Source organism: Kushneria konosiri (assembly GCF_002155145.1).
Classification (GTDB): Bacteria; Pseudomonadota; Gammaproteobacteria; order Pseudomonadales; family Halomonadaceae; genus Kushneria; species Kushneria konosiri.
On sequence record NZ_CP021323.1, the window covers coordinates 1,171,628 to 1,187,232 of the forward strand.

Genomic DNA, 15,605 nt, shown 5'->3' on the forward strand with positions numbered 1-15,605 from the left:
CGATTTTGAGGGCATCGGTGTCACCGATCACTCAAGTCTCAATTCGGGAATCGCAACCATGAAACGTACTTTCCAGCCCAGCGTGCTCAAGCGCAAGCGTAACCACGGCTTTCGCGCTCGCATGGCCACCAAGAACGGCCGTCAGGTCATTTCGCGTCGCCGTGCCAAGGGTCGCAAGCGCCTGAGTGCCTGATCCCTCGACAGGATCGGTCCAGCTTATGACCAATCAGGGATTTCCCCGCGGTCTTAGAATTCTGACCGCCGGGGAATACCGTCATGTTTTCGAACATGCCAGTTTTAGAATTCACGGCAAGGGCCTTCTCGCACTCGCCACACCGAACGATCTCGGTCACGTTCGGGTGGGGCTGGTATTCAGCAAGAAGAACGTACGCCGAGCCGTGGATCGCAACCGTCTCAAGCGCTTGACTCGAGAATCGGTGCGACTGCGCCAGCAGTGGCTGCCAGCCGTGGATATCGTTGTGCTGTCACGCAGGGGCGTTCACGAGATCGACTCGGAAACGCTGGCCAGACAGCTTCACGGTATGTGGCGACGTCTTGAAAAGGACGTCAAGCGCCAGCCGGAACATCAGCAATAATACGAGGCGCGACGAACCGTCGAGTGCGACCCGTCGTTTTCTTGCGCCGCGTCGACATTTTCCCACCGGGCAATCCCAATGGATCTGAAACGACTTCTTTTTGTCATCCCGCTGGCCGTGCTTGCCTATCTGATGATCATTCAATGGAGCAATGATCACGGGCAAAACGACCTGCCGGATGAAGCGCCTCCCGCCCTGTCCCAGCAAAGCAGTGACGTTGAACCCGGTGAGCAGTCGCTCGACGCCCCCGACACGGCCAGTGAACGCGCCAGTACCCCGCAGCCCGGCAACACTACCGAGAGCACCGACAGCGCCGCCGATACCGGAAACACCAGCCTGATCAGTGTACGCACCGATGCCCTTGACCTGCGCATCGACCCGCGCGGTGGCGATATCGTCTATGCCGCCCTGCCCAAGCATCTACAGCGCCTGGATAGCGATGCACCCTTCGTTCTGCTTTCAGATGATCAGCGCCGCAGCTACATCGCACGCTCCGGGCTGCAGATGGAAGGCCACAAGGGGCGAATTACCTTTACCCCCGAAAAAACCCGCTATCAGCTGAGCGATGATCAAAAGACGCTTCAGGTCGACATGCGGGCAACCGTCAACGGCGTGGACATCATCAAGCGCTTCACCTTTGAGCGCGACAGCTATGCCGTCAAGGTCGACTATCTGATCGACAACACCTCTCAGACACCGGTCAGCGCCCGCTTTATCGGCCAGCTGGCCCGTGACAACAGTGATGATCCGACCAGCGGTGCCGGCGTGGGCATGCATGCCTACCTGGGCGCGGCCTTCTCCTCGCCGGATGACCATTATCAGAAGGTCAGCTTCGAGGACATCAAAAACGGCAGTTTCAAGAACGCGGATGTGCGTGGCGGCTGGGTCGCGATGATTCAGCACTATTTCACCACCGCCTGGGCACCCAATCAGGACCAGCAGAACCTGTACTACGCCGACGTCGACCAGCGTGGACGCAATGTGGCGGCCTTTGCCAGCCCGAGCGAAACCGTGGCACCCGGACAGACCGGCGATCTCTCGGCCACCCTTTATATGGGTCCGAAGGAGCATGACCGCCTTGAAGCCGTGGCACCGCATCTACAGCTGACCGTCGATTTCGGCTGGCTGTGGTTCCTCGCCAATCCGCTGTTCTGGCTGCTCACGCATATTCATGCGCTGATCGGCAACTGGGGCTTCTCCATCATCCTGCTGACCGTACTGGTCAAGGCTGTCCTCTTCCCGCTCTCCGCCACCGCCTACAAGTCGATGGCCAAGATGCGCAAGATGGGTCCCGAGATGAAGCGCATCAAGGAACAGCACGGTGACGACCGGCAGAAGATGTCGCAGGAGATGATGAAGTTCTACCAGAAGGAGAAGATCAATCCTCTGGGCGGCTGTCTGCCGATCGTGATCCAGATGCCGGTGTTCATCGCGCTGTACTGGATGCTGATGGAATCCATCGAGCTTCGCCACGCGCCGTTCATGCTCTGGATTCATGATCTTTCGGCGCAGGATCCGTACTTCATCCTGCCGATCATCATGGGTCTGACCATGTTCCTGCAGCAGCAGCTGAATCCGACACCGCCGGACCCCACGCAGGCGAAGATCATGAAGATGCTGCCGATCGTCTTCACCTTCTTCTTCCTGTGGTTCCCGGCCGGTCTGGTGGTCTACTGGATTACCAACAACCTGCTCTCGATCGCGCAGCAGTATTTCATTACCAAACGCATCGAACGGGAAGGCGACAGTAAGGAAACGGCCGCCTGAACCGGAATCCTCGCGTTACCCAGAACCCCTGCTCATGCAGGGGTTTTCTTTATCCGCCACTCATGACCATCTTGTGACACAATGGCGCCCTGTCGAATCCCCTGCTGATTACGAAATGCCTCGGGCCGTCACCACCATGCCAGACAGCGCTGTCATTGCCATTGAACTCTCTGCCGTCGTCGTTGCGATGGAGTCGGCCACCCCCACCGTGTTACTCACGCACTCCACCGACCGCTGTCGCGCACCCATGCTGCCGGCAGGAAGCTTCGACCCCCGTCATCACCGCACCTTTGAACTGGGCCTTCGCGATCGCGTCGCCCGCCAGACCGGTCTGACACTGGATTACGTCGAACAGCTCTATACCTTCGGCGATCAGGATCGTCTTCAACCCGACGCGCCCGGTGAAATCACGCGTCATATTTCCATTGGCCACCTGGGGCTGGTGTCCTATCAGCAGTCACTGCGCGACGACCACACCGTCTGGACCAGCTGGTATGATCATTTACCCTGGGAGGATTATCGCCACGGTCGCCCGGCAATGATCGACATGATCATCGCCCCGGCCCTGTCTCGCTGGACGGCGGCAAGCCCGGACGAGGCGACACGAGAGGCAAGGCGTCAACGCGCGCAGCTGGCCTTTGGATTTGATGGCGCGCGCTGGGTAGATACTCGCGTACTCGAACGCTTCGAGCTTTTATACGAGGCCGGGCTCGCCTCGGAAGCGCAGCGTCATGACGACGTCGAGGTCGTGATCTCCTTGCCGGGAGAACCCTTGATGTCCGACCACCGTCGCATTCTTGCCACCGCCATGGATCGTCTGCGTGGCAAGCTGCGTTACCGACCGGTCATCTTTGATCTGCTGCCCGAGCACTTCACCCTGTCCCAGCTGCAGCTGACCATCGAGGCGATCATTGGCTGCCGGCTGCACAAGCAGAACTTTCGCCGCGCGCTGGACCGCACCGGTCTGGTGGTGCCCACCGGCGCGGTGGATACCACCACCGGCGGCCGGCCGGCCGAGCGCTTTCGCTTTTGCCGCGAGCAGTGGCGCCAGCAGATGGCGCCGGGCGTGCAGACCCCGTTGGCCCACAGCGAATATCAGTAGACGCGCTCCGAAACCCCAGATTCCTGAGATGGCCGATCCGGCCACGCCCAGGCGATCAGCACCATCGCAAGCCCCCCGGCTGGCACGACCATGGGCCACCACAGTTTCAACGTCCAGTGCACCAGCACACTGAAGATGAACCACACCAGCGGGATAATCAGTAACGCCCATCGGGCACGACGGGGCCACGCCAGCAGAAGCACTGCCGTGGATACCGCCGTCATGTCCGGTGTCATCCCGGGCAGCGCGATCGCCCACCACGTGCCGGTTTCGTAAACCGTCATCCATGATAGCGCCAGCAACACCGCGACCCAGCAGATCAGCACGACTGGACGTATGCCGCCCGGGGGAGGACGGAGGGCCAGCAGCGCAAGCAATAGGGCCTCCAGCGCAAAGACCCACGCAAGGGGGCCGATCGGCCAGTTGATAGGCGCATAGAACTGCAGCATGAAAACCGCCGCCGTCAGCCCCCAGCCGGCCGCCATCACAATCGGCACCAGCCGCCGGAGCCCGGACAGGGGCTGAAACAGCAGCACGGGCACGGCGGCCAGTAGTGCCACTACCATCCAGAGCCCGCGACCCGGCCACGCGTTGGCCCGCTCGAAAAGGCGTAGATAGACCTCGGGGGTAAACATCAGGAAATCGCTGAGCGCATACTCCATTCGCTATAGCCCCTGAACGTGGTCGATCATGCGCTGGCGCTGCGCCTCGTCGGGCAGCCGGCCGTAGAGCGCCGCCATGTTCTCGCGCATGTGGGCCAGCTGTGTAGTGGCCGGGATCGCGCAGGTCATGGCCGGGTGCGACACGATAAACTTGAGAAAAAAGCCGGCCCAGCTCGAGATTCCGGCCTCTCCGGCCCAGGCCGGCAGCGGCTGTGACCGGACGCGGTCAAACAGCCGTCCGCCCTGAAAGGGCCGGTTGGCAATGACCGCAATGCCTCGCTCACGAGCCAACGGCAGCAGTCGGTTCTGCGCCGCCCGATCGGCGATGTTATAGGTCAGCTGCACGAAATCGAGCGGCTCGCGCGTCATGATCCGCTCGAGTTCATCGTGGCGTCGTCCGTGGGAGGTGGTCACCCCGATATAGCGCAGCCGACCCTGCGATTTCAGCGCCTGAAGTGTTTCCAGATGGCCTTCCCAGCCCAGCAGATTGTGCACCTGCATCAGATCAAACCGTGCCACGCCCCACAGCGCTTCAGAGTTTTCGACGGCCTCAAGGGTCTCGCCCTCATCACGCGTCCACACCTTGGTGGCAGCAAACAGATCGCGCTGTTCCAGACGCCCGAGCAGATCACCCATGACCGCTTCGGCGGAGCCATACATGGGCGATGAATCCACCACCCGGCCGCCGCGCTGAAAAAAGAGTTCGAGAATCTGCTCGCGCTGATCGAGCAGCATCGGATCACTACCCACGTTGAAGGTGCGCCAGGTGCCCATGCCGATCACCGGCAGAGCTTCACCAGTGGCGGGGATCAATCGGGTGATCGGTTCGTCGCCGGATTCGGCGAAGACCTTCGGCCAGCGCGCCGCCAGACCGGTGGCCGCCAGCCCGAGCAGAAAATGACGTCGCCGTATCGGTAAACGCATAAGGCTCTCCCGAAGAGGGTCAGAGCTTCTTTATAGGTCATGGGTCAGCCCACAGGCGAGCCACAGGGCCTGAACCCTCAGTTCCGGCCAGGCCTTTTCCCTGCTCTGATCGCATTGCTGCGAGGGCCGGAAAACGATAGGCTCAAAAATGCTCATTTTGAGAATAAAGTTCAGGAGCCTGTTCATGACCGTGACGCCTGCCCGCTCGGCGATATCGTCTGCCCTGCAGATTGAAGCGCTGCTGCCCCCCTACAATGCCGAGGTGGCCCGCCATACCGACGCGCTTTATGCCCGGGTGGAAGACCATGTTAGCGCCCAGGACTGGCCGGCCATGGCTTGCCGGGTTCATGCCATCCGAACACTTCAGCGCGAACAGGACGCCGTGATTCTGGCGCACAACTACATGCCGCCGGAAATCTACGCGCTGGTCGGCGACATTCGCGGTGACTCGCTGGCGCTGGCGCGCGAGGCCGCCAAAAGCGAGGCGAGTACCATTGTGCAGGCAGGCGTGCACTTCATGGCGGAAACCTCGAAGATTCTTTGTCCCGACAAGCGGGTGCTGATTCCTGATACTCACGCCGGCTGCTCGCTGGCCGCCTCGATCAGCGGCGCCCAGGTGCGTGCACTGAAATCACGTTACCCGAATGTACCGGTCGTGACCTACGTCAACACCAGTGCCGAGGTGAAGGCCGAAAGCGATATCTGCTGTACCTCCTCCAACGCCTTGAACGTGGTGGAAGCGATCGCTGCCGAATGGGGCGTGGACCGGGTCATCATGCTCCCCGACGAACATCTCGCTCGAAACGTGGCCGCGCGCACGCCTCTATCGATCCTGGTCTGGCAGGGCAGCTGCGAGGTGCATGAGCAGTTCACACCCGCCCAGATAGGGGCCATACGCCGTCGTCACCCGGGTGTGCAGGTGCTGGCGCATCCGGAGTGCCCCACCAGCGTGCTGGACGCCGCCGATTTCTCCGGCTCGACAGCTGCGCTGGAACGCTGGGTCGACGATCATCGACCCGAACAGGTGCTGCTGCTCACCGAGTGCTCGATGAGTGACAATCTGATCAGCCGCCACCCGCAGATCGAGTTTGTGCGCAGCTGTACACTCTGTCCGCACATGCAGCGCATCACGCTGGACGGTATTCTGGACTCGCTTGCCTTCGGCCACCATGAAGTGCATGTCGATGAGAGCGTCGCCGTACGCGCTCGACGCGCCATCGAGGCGATGCTGGCACTGCCGGAACCCGCCACGCCGGCCGATTTCACCCGACCGGCCCGCACGTCTCACGTTGAGGTGGTGTCATGAGCCGACCCAACCACGACATTGCCCCGCTGCCCAATGTGCTGCTCGACCCCATCGTGATCGCCGCGCTGACCGAAGATCTCGGCCGCGGCGGGGATATCACCAGTGATGCGCTGATCGAGGTCACTCACACCAGTCGCCTGCAGCTGCGCCCCCGACGCCCCGGCGTGCTGGCCGGCATGGACGTGCTGGCCCGCGTGCTTCATCACGTCGATACCAACATCCACCTCAAGGTATATCACCGTGACGGTGACGCGCTTGACGCGCTTGAGACCATCGCCACGCTCGAAGGGCCGACCCGGTCGCTGTTGACCGCCGAGCGCACCGCCCTCAATTTCCTGACCCGACTCTCCGGCATCGCCACGCTCACTCGCACCATGGTCGATCAGCTCGAAGGCCGCCCGACAAGGCTTGCCTGCACGCGCAAGACCACCCCCGGCCTGCGCGCGCTCGAAAAGCGTGCCGTGCGTCTGGGTGGCGGCGTCAATCATCGCCTGGGCCTTGATGACGCCATGCTGATCAAGGACAACCATATCGCCGCGGTCGGCAGCATTCGCGAGGCGCTGGCGCGGGCCCGGGCACAGCTTGGGCATCTGCGCATGATCGAGCTGGAAGTCGACACCCTCAAACAGCTTGAAGAAGCCCTCGAGACACCGCCACACGCCATCCTGCTCGACAACATGGGCCTTGAAGACCTGCGCCACGCTGTGACCATGACCCAGGGACGCTGCCTGCTTACGGCTTCCGGCGGCGTCGACGCCCAACACCTGCGCGAGATCGCCGAGACCGGCGTCGACCTGATCGCCGTGGGCGCCCTCACCCACTCGGCGCCACAGCTGGATATCGGATTGGACACGATTGATCAGGACAGTCCCGATTGAGCCATGACAAAAAGGCACAGAGGCATCTGTACAGGGCCTGCTAGAATGGCGCGTAAATTTGTCGTCACGCTTCTCAAAGGATGAAGAGATGAGCATCGATCCCCATGCAGGGCAGCAGCCCGACGAGCAACGCCTCGCCCATCTGCCGCGTCTGGTGTCGCGCTATTACAGCGAGCGTCCCGACGTGTCGGATCCCGCCCAGCAGGTGGCCTTCGGAACCTCCGGCCATCGCGGCTCATCGCTGAAAACGAGCTTCAACGAATGGCACATTCTGGCCACCACCCAGGCCATCTGTGATTACCGACAGGAACAGGGCATCACCGGGCCGCTGTTTATCGGCATGGACACCCATGCGCTGTCGGAGCCGGCCTTTGTCTCCGCCCTTGAAGTGCTGGCCGCCAACCATGTTGAGACCCGCATTGACGCCGGCTGTGAAGAGACGGGCGGCGAGCCGGGCTATACGCCGACGCCGGCGCTGTCCAACGCCATTCTCAATTACAACCGCGATCGCACCAGCGATCTGGCCGATGGCATCGTGATCACGCCGTCGCACAATCCGCCGGTGGATGGTGGCTTCAAGTACAATCCTACCAACGGTGGCCCGGCCGACACCGGCATCACAAAATGGATTCAGGAGCGCGCCAATGCGCTGCTGTCCAATGATCTCGAAGGCGTGAAGCGCGTCAGCTACGCGCAGGCACTGGCTGCACCGACCACCCAGCGCTTTGACTTCATCGACAGCTATGTCTCCGGCCTTGAACAGGTCATCGACATGGCCGCGATCCGCGACTCGGGACTCAAGTTCGGCGTCGATCCGCTGGGCGGGGCCGGCGTGCACTACTGGACGCGCATCGCCGAGCGCTATCAGCTGCCGCTGGAAGTGATCTCCACCACCGTGGACCCGACCTTTCGGTTCATGCGCCTGGACTGGGACGGCAAGATCCGCATGGACTGCTCTTCCCCCTACGCCATGGCCGGTCTGATCGAGAACAAGGACCGCTTTGACGTCTCCTTTGCCTGCGACACCGACCATGACCGTCACGGCATCGTCGCCCGCTCGACGGGGCTTTTGAATCCCAATCACTATCTGGCCGTGGCGATCGAGTATCTCTTTACCCACCGTCCGCAGTGGAGTGACCAGGCGGCCATCGGCAAGACGCTGGTGTCATCGTCGATGATTGACCGCGTTGCCGAGGGCATCGGCAAGCCCGTGGTCGAGGTGCCGGTCGGCTTCAAGTGGTTCGTGGATGGTCTGATGGACGGCAGCCTCGGCTTTGGCGGTGAAGAATCCGCCGGTGCCTCGTTTCTGACCTTTGACGGCAAGCCCTGGTCGACCGACAAGGACGGCATCATTCTGGGCCTTCTGGCCGCCGAAATGACTGCCGTGACCGGCAAGGACCCGGGCGAGCGCTATCAGGCGCTGACCGAGCGCTTTGGCGCGCCGGTCTATGCCCGAGTGGACGCTCCGGCCGATCGCGACCAGAAGGCCCGTCTGGGCAAGCTCTCCCCCGAGCAGGTCACGGCTTCCGAGCTGGCCGGTCATGCCATCACCCGCAAGCTCACCGAAGCCCCCGGCAACGGCGCGGCCATCGGCGGGCTCAAGGTGGAAACCGAGGCGGGCTGGTTTGCGGCACGTCCTTCGGGCACCGAAGACGTCTACAAGATCTACGCCGAAAGCTTTGAAGGCGAAGATCACCTGAAGCGCATTCAGGAAGAAGCCAAGGCGCTGGTGGACGGCGTGCTCAAGGGCTGATACCCCTGCGGCAAACCCCATGAGAAAGGCCGGCGATTGCCGGCCTTTCTTGTCTTCATGGTGTTCGATCCGAGTTACTGACCGGAGTTGTCCGGCCGTTCCATATCAAAGCGCACGCCATCATTGATGGTGTAGTAGGTGGTCGGCCCGCCGGCACGCAGGATCGGCTCGGCCAGCGCGGTCTGATAGATGCCCTCTTCCAGCAGATGCTGATCGATATGCACCCCCACGACCTCGCCCAGCACCAGCCAGTTATCAAGCGTCTCACCGTCGGCGGATTCAAGCTGGATCAGCTGACTCAGCCGGCATTCAAACGACACCGGCGCTTCCAGAACGCGCGGCACCTTCACCACGTTTGAGGCGGCAGGCGTCAGCCCGGAAAGTGCAAACTCGTCCACCTCACTGCCCACGCTGGCACTCGAGGTGTTCATTTTCTCGGCCAGTGCGCGCGTGGCCAGATGCCAGCAGAACTCGCCGGTCGCCTCGATGTTGGCCACGCTGTCCTTCCAGCCGGCGCTGGCAAAACCAATAATCGGCGGCGCGGCACAGAAAGCGTTGAAAAAGCTGTAGGGCGCCAGATTGAGTCGCCCTTCGCTGTTTTGCGAGGAGACCCAGCCGATCGGGCGCGGAGCGATAATCGCCTTGAAGGGGTCATGCGGCAGGCCGTGACCCTTGCGTGGCTCATAGAAGTGGAACTGCTCGGTCATGAACGCTCTCCGGTGTTGCGGTATCGATTAGTCTGCGAACCACTATAGCAACGACCGACCCTGTTCACCGGTACGATCGACCCGCGCTTGCAGCGTTTGATGCCAGCGCCGACAATCGTTGCCCTATCATTCATGCCGCCCTTGCCGGCCCTTGACCCTTCGGAACTTGCATGCTCGATCAGGACACCATCAGTGCGCTGGCCACGCCGCCCGGGCGCGGCGGCGTCGGCATCATCCGCCTCTCCGGCGCCAGAACTGCCGAGATCGCCCGCGCCATGCTCGGCTTCGAGCCCGAGCCCCGACGTGCCCACTACGGCCCCTTTCTGGGCGATGACGGCCAGGTACTCGATGAGGGCATCGCACTGTGGTTCCCCGGTCCTCATTCGTTCACCGGTGAGGACGTGCTGGAGCTTCAGGGCCACGGCGGCCCGGTCATCATGGACTGGCTGCTGGAGCGCACCGTCGCGCTGGGTGCCCGGCTGGCGCGGCCGGGTGAGTTCTCGGAGCGCGCCTTTTTGAACGACAAGCTCGATCTGGCCCAGGCCGAGGCGATCGCGGATCTGATCGAGGCCAGCTCCCGCGCCGCGGCCGAAAACGCCCTGCATTCGCTGCAGGGCGAATTTTCGACCCGGGTACAGGCACTGGTTCAGCGCCTCATCGAGCTTCGCATCTTTGTCGAGGCGGCCATCGACTTCCCCGAGGAAGAGATCGACTTTCTCGGCGACGGTCGGGTGGCCGAAATGCTGGCCGGCGTGCGGGAGAGCCTTGCCGAGGTACGCGCCAGCGCCGCTCAGGGCGCGCTGATGCGTGAAGGGATGAGCGTGGTGATCGCCGGGCGTCCCAATGCGGGAAAATCGAGCCTTTTGAACGCCCTGACCGAGCAGGAAACCGCGATCGTCACCGATATAGCCGGCACCACTCGAGACGTGCTGCGCGAGCATATCCATCTTGACGGCATGCCGCTGCACATCATCGACACCGCCGGGCTGCGCGATACGCCGGACGCGGTGGAAAAAATCGGCGTGCAGCGTGCCTGGGCGGAGATCGAAAAGGCCGACCGCGTACTGCTCATGGTCGACAGCCGCGAAAGCGGTGAACTCGACCCGATGGCGATCTGGCCCGAATTTGTCGAGCGCCTGCCGGACCCCTCAAAGCTCACGCTGGTGCGCAACAAGATCGATGAGAGCAATGAAACCGACGAACCGAGTCTTGCCAGCACGCCGCCGGTGATTCGCCTGTCCGCCACCACCGGTGCCGGTGTGGATCATCTCAAAACGCATCTCAAGGGCGTGATGGGCTTTCAATCGACCAGCGAAGGCCGTTTCTCTGCCCGCCGTCGTCACCTTGACGCGCTGGACCGCGCCGGACAGTCACTCTCCCACGGTGCCGATCAGCTGGCCGGCGCCGGTGCCGGTGAGCTGCTGGCCGAAGACCTGCGCGCCGCCCAGGACGCGCTCGGCGAGATCACCGGTGAGTTCACCGCCGATGAGCTGCTCGGCGAGATCTTTGGTAGTTTCTGCATCGGGAAATAAGCGCCGCTGCAGGCCAGCGGTCAAGGGGTTTATCAGCCACAGGTCATATTGTGCTCGGGGAGACTGCCCCGCACTCAAGGAATGCTGTCATGCCACTTCACGACGTGATCGACCCGCAGGCGTCTTCCATCGACTACCTTCTGCTCGATGTCTTTACCTCGTCTCCCTTCCAGGGCAACCCGCTGGCCGTGTTCCCGGAGGCTGGCGCTCTGAGCGAGCGCACCATGCAGCGTATTGCCCGGGAGCTCAATCTGTCGGAGACGGTGTTCATGACGGCGACCGCCATGCCGGGCGTGTTCGAGCTGCGCATCTTTACTCCCCATCAGGAACTGCCCTTTGCAGGCCACCCCACCATCGGCGCGGCCTGGCTTTTACGCGAGATCGGCTGGCACGATGATCAGACCCCGCTGGTCCTGCGTGAGCGGGCAGGTGAGGTGCCCATCCGCTTTGACGGTGAGCATGCCTGGCTCAGCACGCCCAATGCCCTGAGCGTGACACCGAGCCCGCTGTCCCGCGCAGACGCCGCGGCCCTTTTGGGACTCTCGCCGGAAACGCTGGTCGATGAGCCGGTAATCGGCACCACCTGCGGCTCGCCCTTTCACCTGATCGGACTGTCCTGCGTTGACGCCCTGGCCGGGGCACACGCCACCCCCGCCCTGCTATCAGCCCCCCTGAAGGGCGAACACGGTGCCAATGTCTATCTCTACGTCGAGACAGGTGAACGCCACCTGCGCACGCGCAAGCTGCGCATCACGGATCAGGTGGTGGAAGACCCGGCCACCGGCAGTGCGGCTGCGCCGCTGGCCGGCTATCTGGCGCAGCGCTCATCAGAGTGCGGGACGCTTGAATACATGATCGAACAGGGGATCGAAATGGGCCGCCCCAGCCGTATCGGGGTGCTGGTCGACAAGACCGACCAGCAGATCACGGCCATCCACGTGGGTGGCACGGCCGTGGTCATTGGTGAAGGGCGACTTCGCCTCTAGCAGCGTCTGCCTTTTACGTCATTCGGGCCTGGCGCTCCTGACGCCGTGCCAGGCTCCAGATGACAAGGCCCCCCAGCGCCAGCAGCGCACCCACCACGCCGGTTGAGCGAAAGCCAAAGCCCAGCGCCAGTGCCAGCCCGGCAAGCCAGGGGCCAAGGGCATTGGCCATGTTGAAGGCCACGTGATTAAGCGCCGCCGCCATGTTCTGCGCCTCACCGGCCACATCCATCAGCCGGGTCTGCAGGATGGTGCCAAGCGCCCCACCGATGCCGATACAAAAGACATCAAGACTGACCAGCCAGGGGTTACCTGCCACCAGCGGGAAGACGCCCAGCGCCACCGCACTCCAGATCAAAAGCCCTCCGGCCGTAGGCATCAGTGCACGATCGGCAAAACGCGGCACGACAATGTTGCCGATCGTCATGCCGAGACCGAACACGGCCAGTACCAGCGGAATGGTGGCCGACGACATCTGCGTCACGCTGTCCAGCGTCGAGGTCAGATAGGTATAGACCGAGAACATGCCGCCAAAACCGACCGCACCGATGGCCAGCGTCAGCAGCACGGCGCGGTTTTTCAGCGCACGAAGCTCGCCCTTCGCGCTGCGCTCGCTGGCCACTCCGGTTTTGGGGGCAAACAGGGCAATCATGACCACGGTCAACAGTGCCAGAGTGGTCACCAGCCAGTAGCCCCAGCGCCAGCCCACGGCATTGCCCAGCCAGGTCGCCATCGGCACGCCAACGATGGTCGCTACCGTCAGCCCCAGCATCACCATGCCAACGGCCCGCGTGCGCTTGCCACTGGTCACGACCGACGCCGCCATCAGCGCCGCCAGCCCGAAGTAGGCACCATGCGGCAGACCGCTGAAAAATCGGAACAGCACCAGCGAGCCGTAGCTTGAAGCCAGCGCACTCATGCCGTTGCCAAGCGCAAACAGGCCCATGAGAATCAACAACAGCCATTTGCGATCAATCCGCGCCGCCAGCACGGTAATGACCGGCGCACCGATCACCACACCCAGCGCATAGGCGCTGATGATATGACTGGCCGTGGACGCATCGATCTGCATGTCGTGCTGAATAAAGGGCAGCAGACTCATGGTGGCAAATTCGGTCGTGCCGATGGCAAAGCCACCGGTCGCCAGCGCCAGAAGAACAAGCAGGGGATGGGTATGACGAACCATGACGCCTCGCACTTTAAAGGAAAAACCAATACTCATCGCACGCACCCCGAACGGGATCGTGCCATGGGGCATCGTGTGTGGAACAGGGAGTCGAATCCAGTGATCGCGGTCCGCGGGTCGCGACCGGCTATACTGCTGAAACATTAAACCGGACCGGGATTTTAGACTATGGTCGAAGTGTCACGCCACGGCGAATACAAGGTACCCGGCGGCAAGCTGCTGGTGGCCGACGTTACCGTCAACCAGGGGCGACTCTCTTGCGTTCGACTGTCGGGAGATTTCTTTCTTGAGCCCGACGACGCGCTCGAGGCCATCAATCAGGCCCTGACCGGCGCCAGTATCGCCATGAGCACGGCAGACCTCACCGAGCGGATACAGCAGGCGCTGCCTGAAGGCACCGTCATGGTAGGCCTGTCGGTGCCTGCAGTAGCCACGGTCATTCGTCGGGCGCTGGCCGGGGCCTCCGACTGGCAGGAACACACCTTCAGTCTGATTCATCGCCCACCGGAAGCCCCCACGCTGCACATGGCACTCGATGAAGTGCTGACCCGGGAAGTTGCCGAAGGCCGACGCGGGCCAACACTACGCGTCTGGGAGTGGGACCGCCCGGCCGTGATCATCGGCAGCTTTCAGTCGCTGGCCAACGAAGTCGACATGGACGCGGCCCGAGCGCTCAACATTGAGGTGGTACGCCGTATCAGTGGCGGCGGCGCGATGTTCGTCGAGCCCGGCAATACCATCACCTGGTCGCTGATCGTACCGGAGACACTGGTCGAGGGCCTGTCGTTCGTTGAAAGCTACGCCTTTCTTGACGAGTGGGTCATTCAGGCACTGGGCGACATGGGCATCCGCGCCTGGTATGTGCCGATCAATGACATTACCTCCGAGGGCGGCAAGCTGGCCGGCGCCGCGCAAAAACGCCTGAATGGGGCGGTGCTGCACCACGTCACCATGGCCTATGACATCGACGCCGAGCGCATGATGAAGGTACTGCGCATCGGCCGCGAAAAACTCTCCGACAAGGGCATTGCCAGCGCCGGCAAGCGGGTCGATCCGCTGAGAAGCCAGACCGGGCTGTCGCGCGAGACCATCATCGAGCGCATGGCGGCCTCCTTTGGCGACCGCTTTACGCTGATTCCCGATGATGTTCGCCCTGACGAGATGACCACCGCGCAGGCGCTGGCCGAGTCGAAGTTCCAGAGTGAGACGTGGCTGGCCCGCGTGCCGTAGGCCGAAGGGTCGATAAAAACGATGCGTCGTCAGCCAGGGATCGCCCGTCGAAAACCAGTCAGTCAAAAACAATGTCGGCAGCCTTGTGCTCGGCCTTGTGCTCCGGCTCGACGTGGATGGTAATGCGCACCTCGCCCAGCGCCTGACGAAGGCCGGCCTCGATGCGGTCGCAGATTTCGTGCGCATGAAACACCGTGGTGTCCCCGGGCACCACGAGATGAAAGTCGACGAAAGTGGCGCGCCCGGCATGGCGTGTGCGTACATCATGCGCCTCGACGGCGCCCTCCCCGGTCACGGTAATGACGTGATGAATCAGCTCCAGGGTGTCAGGCGGGACGGCTTCATCCATCAATCCGCTCAGGGATTCCCGGATCACCTTGGCACCCGACCAGAGAATGTTGACCGCCACGATGATCGCGACCAGTGGATCGAGCATCCACCAGCCCGTTGTCATGGCCAGCACGACCCCCACAACGACGCCGGCCGAGGTCACCACATCGGTAAAAAGATGACGCCCGTCGGCGACCAGCGCCGGCGAGCGCTCGCGCCGACCGATGCGAATCAGCACGCGCGACCAGACGGCATTGATCACGGTGGCCACCAGACTGATGACAATGCCCATCAGCGGCAGCTCGAGCGGCTGCGGGTCCATGATGCCGGTGAAGGCCTCGCGCAGGATCAAAAGTGCGGCGATGATGATCATCACCCCTTCCAGTACGGCGCTGAAAAACTCGGCCTTGTGATGGCCGTAGGGATGATTGTCATCGGCCGGCATGGCGGCGACCCGAATGGCGATCAGCGCCGCCACGGCCGTCACCACGTTGACCATGCTTTCGAGGGCATCCGACAGCAGCGCCACGGAGCCGGTCAGTGCGTAGGCCAGTGTCTTGAGCCCGAGCACGGCAAAGCCCACCAGCAGGCTGCCCCAGGCAAGTTTCATCGTGGTCGACAAGACCCTATCCTCATGGTGTTGAGCGCC

15 protein-coding genes are annotated in these 15,605 nt (G+C 62.6%); 10 read left to right on the forward strand and 5 right to left on the reverse strand.

The window, feature by feature from the left end; all coding sequences use genetic code 11:
• Positions 1–58 precede the first annotated feature (58 nt).
• The 4 genes from rpmH (at position 59) to B9G99_RS05495 (ending at position 3,465) form a co-directional block, all read left to right on the forward strand.
• A complete protein-coding gene (rpmH, locus tag B9G99_RS05480) occupies positions 59–193 on the forward strand; it encodes a 50S ribosomal protein L34 (RefSeq protein ID WP_086623304.1) in 135 nt (44 codons plus the stop codon).
• 25 nt (positions 194–218) lie between these two features.
• Positions 219–596, forward strand: coding sequence for a ribonuclease P protein component (gene rnpA / locus B9G99_RS05485; protein ID WP_086621097.1), 378 nt, complete (start codon positions 219–221; stop codon positions 594–596).
• 78 nt (positions 597–674) lie between these two features.
• A complete protein-coding gene (gene yidC / locus B9G99_RS05490; RefSeq protein WP_086621098.1) occupies positions 675–2,363 on the forward strand; it encodes a membrane protein insertase YidC in 1,689 nt (562 codons plus the stop codon).
• 73 nt (positions 2,364–2,436) lie between these two features.
• Positions 2,437–3,465 (forward strand): NUDIX hydrolase, encoded by a 1,029-nt coding sequence (locus tag B9G99_RS05495; RefSeq protein WP_227875947.1) that lies wholly within the window; start codon positions 2,437–2,439, stop codon positions 3,463–3,465.
• On the opposite strand, the gene B9G99_RS05500 is transcribed toward B9G99_RS05495, so the two are convergent.
• A complete protein-coding gene (locus B9G99_RS05500; RefSeq protein ID WP_148663912.1) occupies positions 3,459–4,100 on the reverse strand; it encodes a hypothetical protein in 642 nt (213 codons plus the stop codon). The genes B9G99_RS05495 and B9G99_RS05500 overlap by 7 nt on opposite strands.
• A gap of 30 nt (positions 4,101–4,130) precedes the next feature.
• Positions 4,131–5,051 (reverse strand): aldo/keto reductase, encoded by a 921-nt coding sequence (locus B9G99_RS05505; RefSeq protein WP_086621100.1) that lies wholly within the window; start codon positions 5,049–5,051, stop codon positions 4,131–4,133.
• A 184-nt stretch (positions 5,052–5,235) separates the two neighbouring features.
• On the opposite strand from B9G99_RS05505, the gene nadA reads away from it, so the two are divergent.
• From nadA to pgm, 3 genes are all read left to right on the forward strand, one after another.
• Complete coding sequence (nadA, locus tag B9G99_RS05510) at positions 5,236–6,357, forward strand: quinolinate synthase NadA (protein WP_086621101.1); 1,122 nt, start codon at positions 5,236–5,238, stop codon at positions 6,355–6,357.
• Positions 6,354–7,235, forward strand: coding sequence for a carboxylating nicotinate-nucleotide diphosphorylase (gene nadC / locus B9G99_RS05515; RefSeq protein ID WP_086621102.1), 882 nt, complete (start codon positions 6,354–6,356; stop codon positions 7,233–7,235). Before nadA ends, nadC begins: the two co-directional genes overlap by 4 nt.
• A gap of 88 nt (positions 7,236–7,323) precedes the next feature.
• A complete protein-coding gene (pgm, locus tag B9G99_RS05520) occupies positions 7,324–8,988 on the forward strand; it encodes a phosphoglucomutase (alpha-D-glucose-1,6-bisphosphate-dependent) (RefSeq protein ID WP_086621103.1) in 1,665 nt (554 codons plus the stop codon).
• A gap of 74 nt (positions 8,989–9,062) precedes the next feature.
• On the opposite strand, the gene B9G99_RS05525 is transcribed toward pgm, so the two are convergent.
• Positions 9,063–9,695 carry a flavin reductase family protein gene (locus B9G99_RS05525; RefSeq protein WP_086621104.1) on the reverse strand — a complete coding sequence of 211 codons (633 nt, stop codon included), beginning with the start codon at positions 9,693–9,695 and terminating at the stop codon, positions 9,063–9,065.
• A gap of 170 nt (positions 9,696–9,865) precedes the next feature.
• Between B9G99_RS05525 and mnmE the strand changes: the two genes are divergently transcribed.
• Positions 9,866–11,227 carry a tRNA uridine-5-carboxymethylaminomethyl(34) synthesis GTPase MnmE gene (gene mnmE / locus B9G99_RS05530; protein WP_086621105.1) on the forward strand — a complete coding sequence of 454 codons (1,362 nt, stop codon included), beginning with the start codon at positions 9,866–9,868 and terminating at the stop codon, positions 11,225–11,227.
• Between the two features lie 89 nt (positions 11,228–11,316).
• Positions 11,317–12,213 carry a PhzF family phenazine biosynthesis protein gene (locus B9G99_RS05535; RefSeq protein WP_086621106.1) on the forward strand — a complete coding sequence of 299 codons (897 nt, stop codon included), beginning with the start codon at positions 11,317–11,319 and terminating at the stop codon, positions 12,211–12,213.
• A 13-nt stretch (positions 12,214–12,226) separates the two neighbouring features.
• Here the strand turns inward: B9G99_RS05535 and B9G99_RS05540 are convergent, their stop codons facing one another.
• The gene (locus B9G99_RS05540) at positions 12,227–13,396 is read right to left on the reverse strand and encodes an MFS transporter (RefSeq protein WP_086623306.1); all 1,170 of its coding nucleotides are present in this window, start codon (positions 13,394–13,396) and stop codon (positions 12,227–12,229) included.
• Positions 13,397–13,564: 168 nt separating this feature from the next.
• Here B9G99_RS05540 and B9G99_RS05545 point away from each other — a divergent pair, with 168 nt between their 5' ends.
• Complete coding sequence (locus B9G99_RS05545) at positions 13,565–14,626, forward strand: lipoate--protein ligase family protein (RefSeq protein WP_086621107.1); 1,062 nt, start codon at positions 13,565–13,567, stop codon at positions 14,624–14,626.
• A gap of 58 nt (positions 14,627–14,684) precedes the next feature.
• Here the strand turns inward: B9G99_RS05545 and B9G99_RS05550 are convergent, their stop codons facing one another.
• Positions 14,685–15,578 carry a cation diffusion facilitator family transporter gene (locus B9G99_RS05550; protein ID WP_086621108.1) on the reverse strand — a complete coding sequence of 298 codons (894 nt, stop codon included), beginning with the start codon at positions 15,576–15,578 and terminating at the stop codon, positions 14,685–14,687.
• Positions 15,579–15,605 lie beyond the last annotated feature (27 nt).

What these genes read in the sequence shown, in the direction of transcription:
- rnpA (WP_086621097.1), top strand. Translation starts at nt 219, where the DNA reads ATGACCAATCAGGGATTTCCCCGCGGTCTTAGAATTCTGACCGCCGGG.
- B9G99_RS05505 (WP_086621100.1), bottom strand. Translation starts at nt 5,051, where the DNA reads ATGCGTTTACCGATACGGCGACGTCATTTTCTGCTCGGGCTGGCGGCC.
- B9G99_RS05545 (WP_086621107.1), top strand. Translation starts at nt 13,565, where the DNA reads ATGGTCGAAGTGTCACGCCACGGCGAATACAAGGTACCCGGCGGCAAG.
- B9G99_RS05525 (WP_086621104.1), bottom strand. Translation starts at nt 9,695, where the DNA reads ATGACCGAGCAGTTCCACTTCTATGAGCCACGCAAGGGTCACGGCCTG.
- B9G99_RS05540 (WP_086623306.1), bottom strand. Translation starts at nt 13,396, where the DNA reads ATGGTTCGTCATACCCATCCCCTGCTTGTTCTTCTGGCGCTGGCGACC.
- mnmE (WP_086621105.1), top strand. Translation starts at nt 9,866, where the DNA reads ATGCTCGATCAGGACACCATCAGTGCGCTGGCCACGCCGCCCGGGCGC.
- B9G99_RS05535 (WP_086621106.1), top strand. Translation starts at nt 11,317, where the DNA reads ATGCCACTTCACGACGTGATCGACCCGCAGGCGTCTTCCATCGACTAC.
- nadA (WP_086621101.1), top strand. Translation starts at nt 5,236, where the DNA reads ATGACCGTGACGCCTGCCCGCTCGGCGATATCGTCTGCCCTGCAGATT.
- nadC (WP_086621102.1), top strand. Translation starts at nt 6,354, where the DNA reads ATGAGCCGACCCAACCACGACATTGCCCCGCTGCCCAATGTGCTGCTC.
- rpmH (WP_086623304.1), top strand. Translation starts at nt 59, where the DNA reads ATGAAACGTACTTTCCAGCCCAGCGTGCTCAAGCGCAAGCGTAACCAC.
- B9G99_RS05500 (WP_148663912.1), bottom strand. Translation starts at nt 4,100, where the DNA reads ATGTTTACCCCCGAGGTCTATCTACGCCTTTTCGAGCGGGCCAACGCG.
- yidC (WP_086621098.1), top strand. Translation starts at nt 675, where the DNA reads ATGGATCTGAAACGACTTCTTTTTGTCATCCCGCTGGCCGTGCTTGCC.
- pgm (WP_086621103.1), top strand. Translation starts at nt 7,324, where the DNA reads ATGAGCATCGATCCCCATGCAGGGCAGCAGCCCGACGAGCAACGCCTC.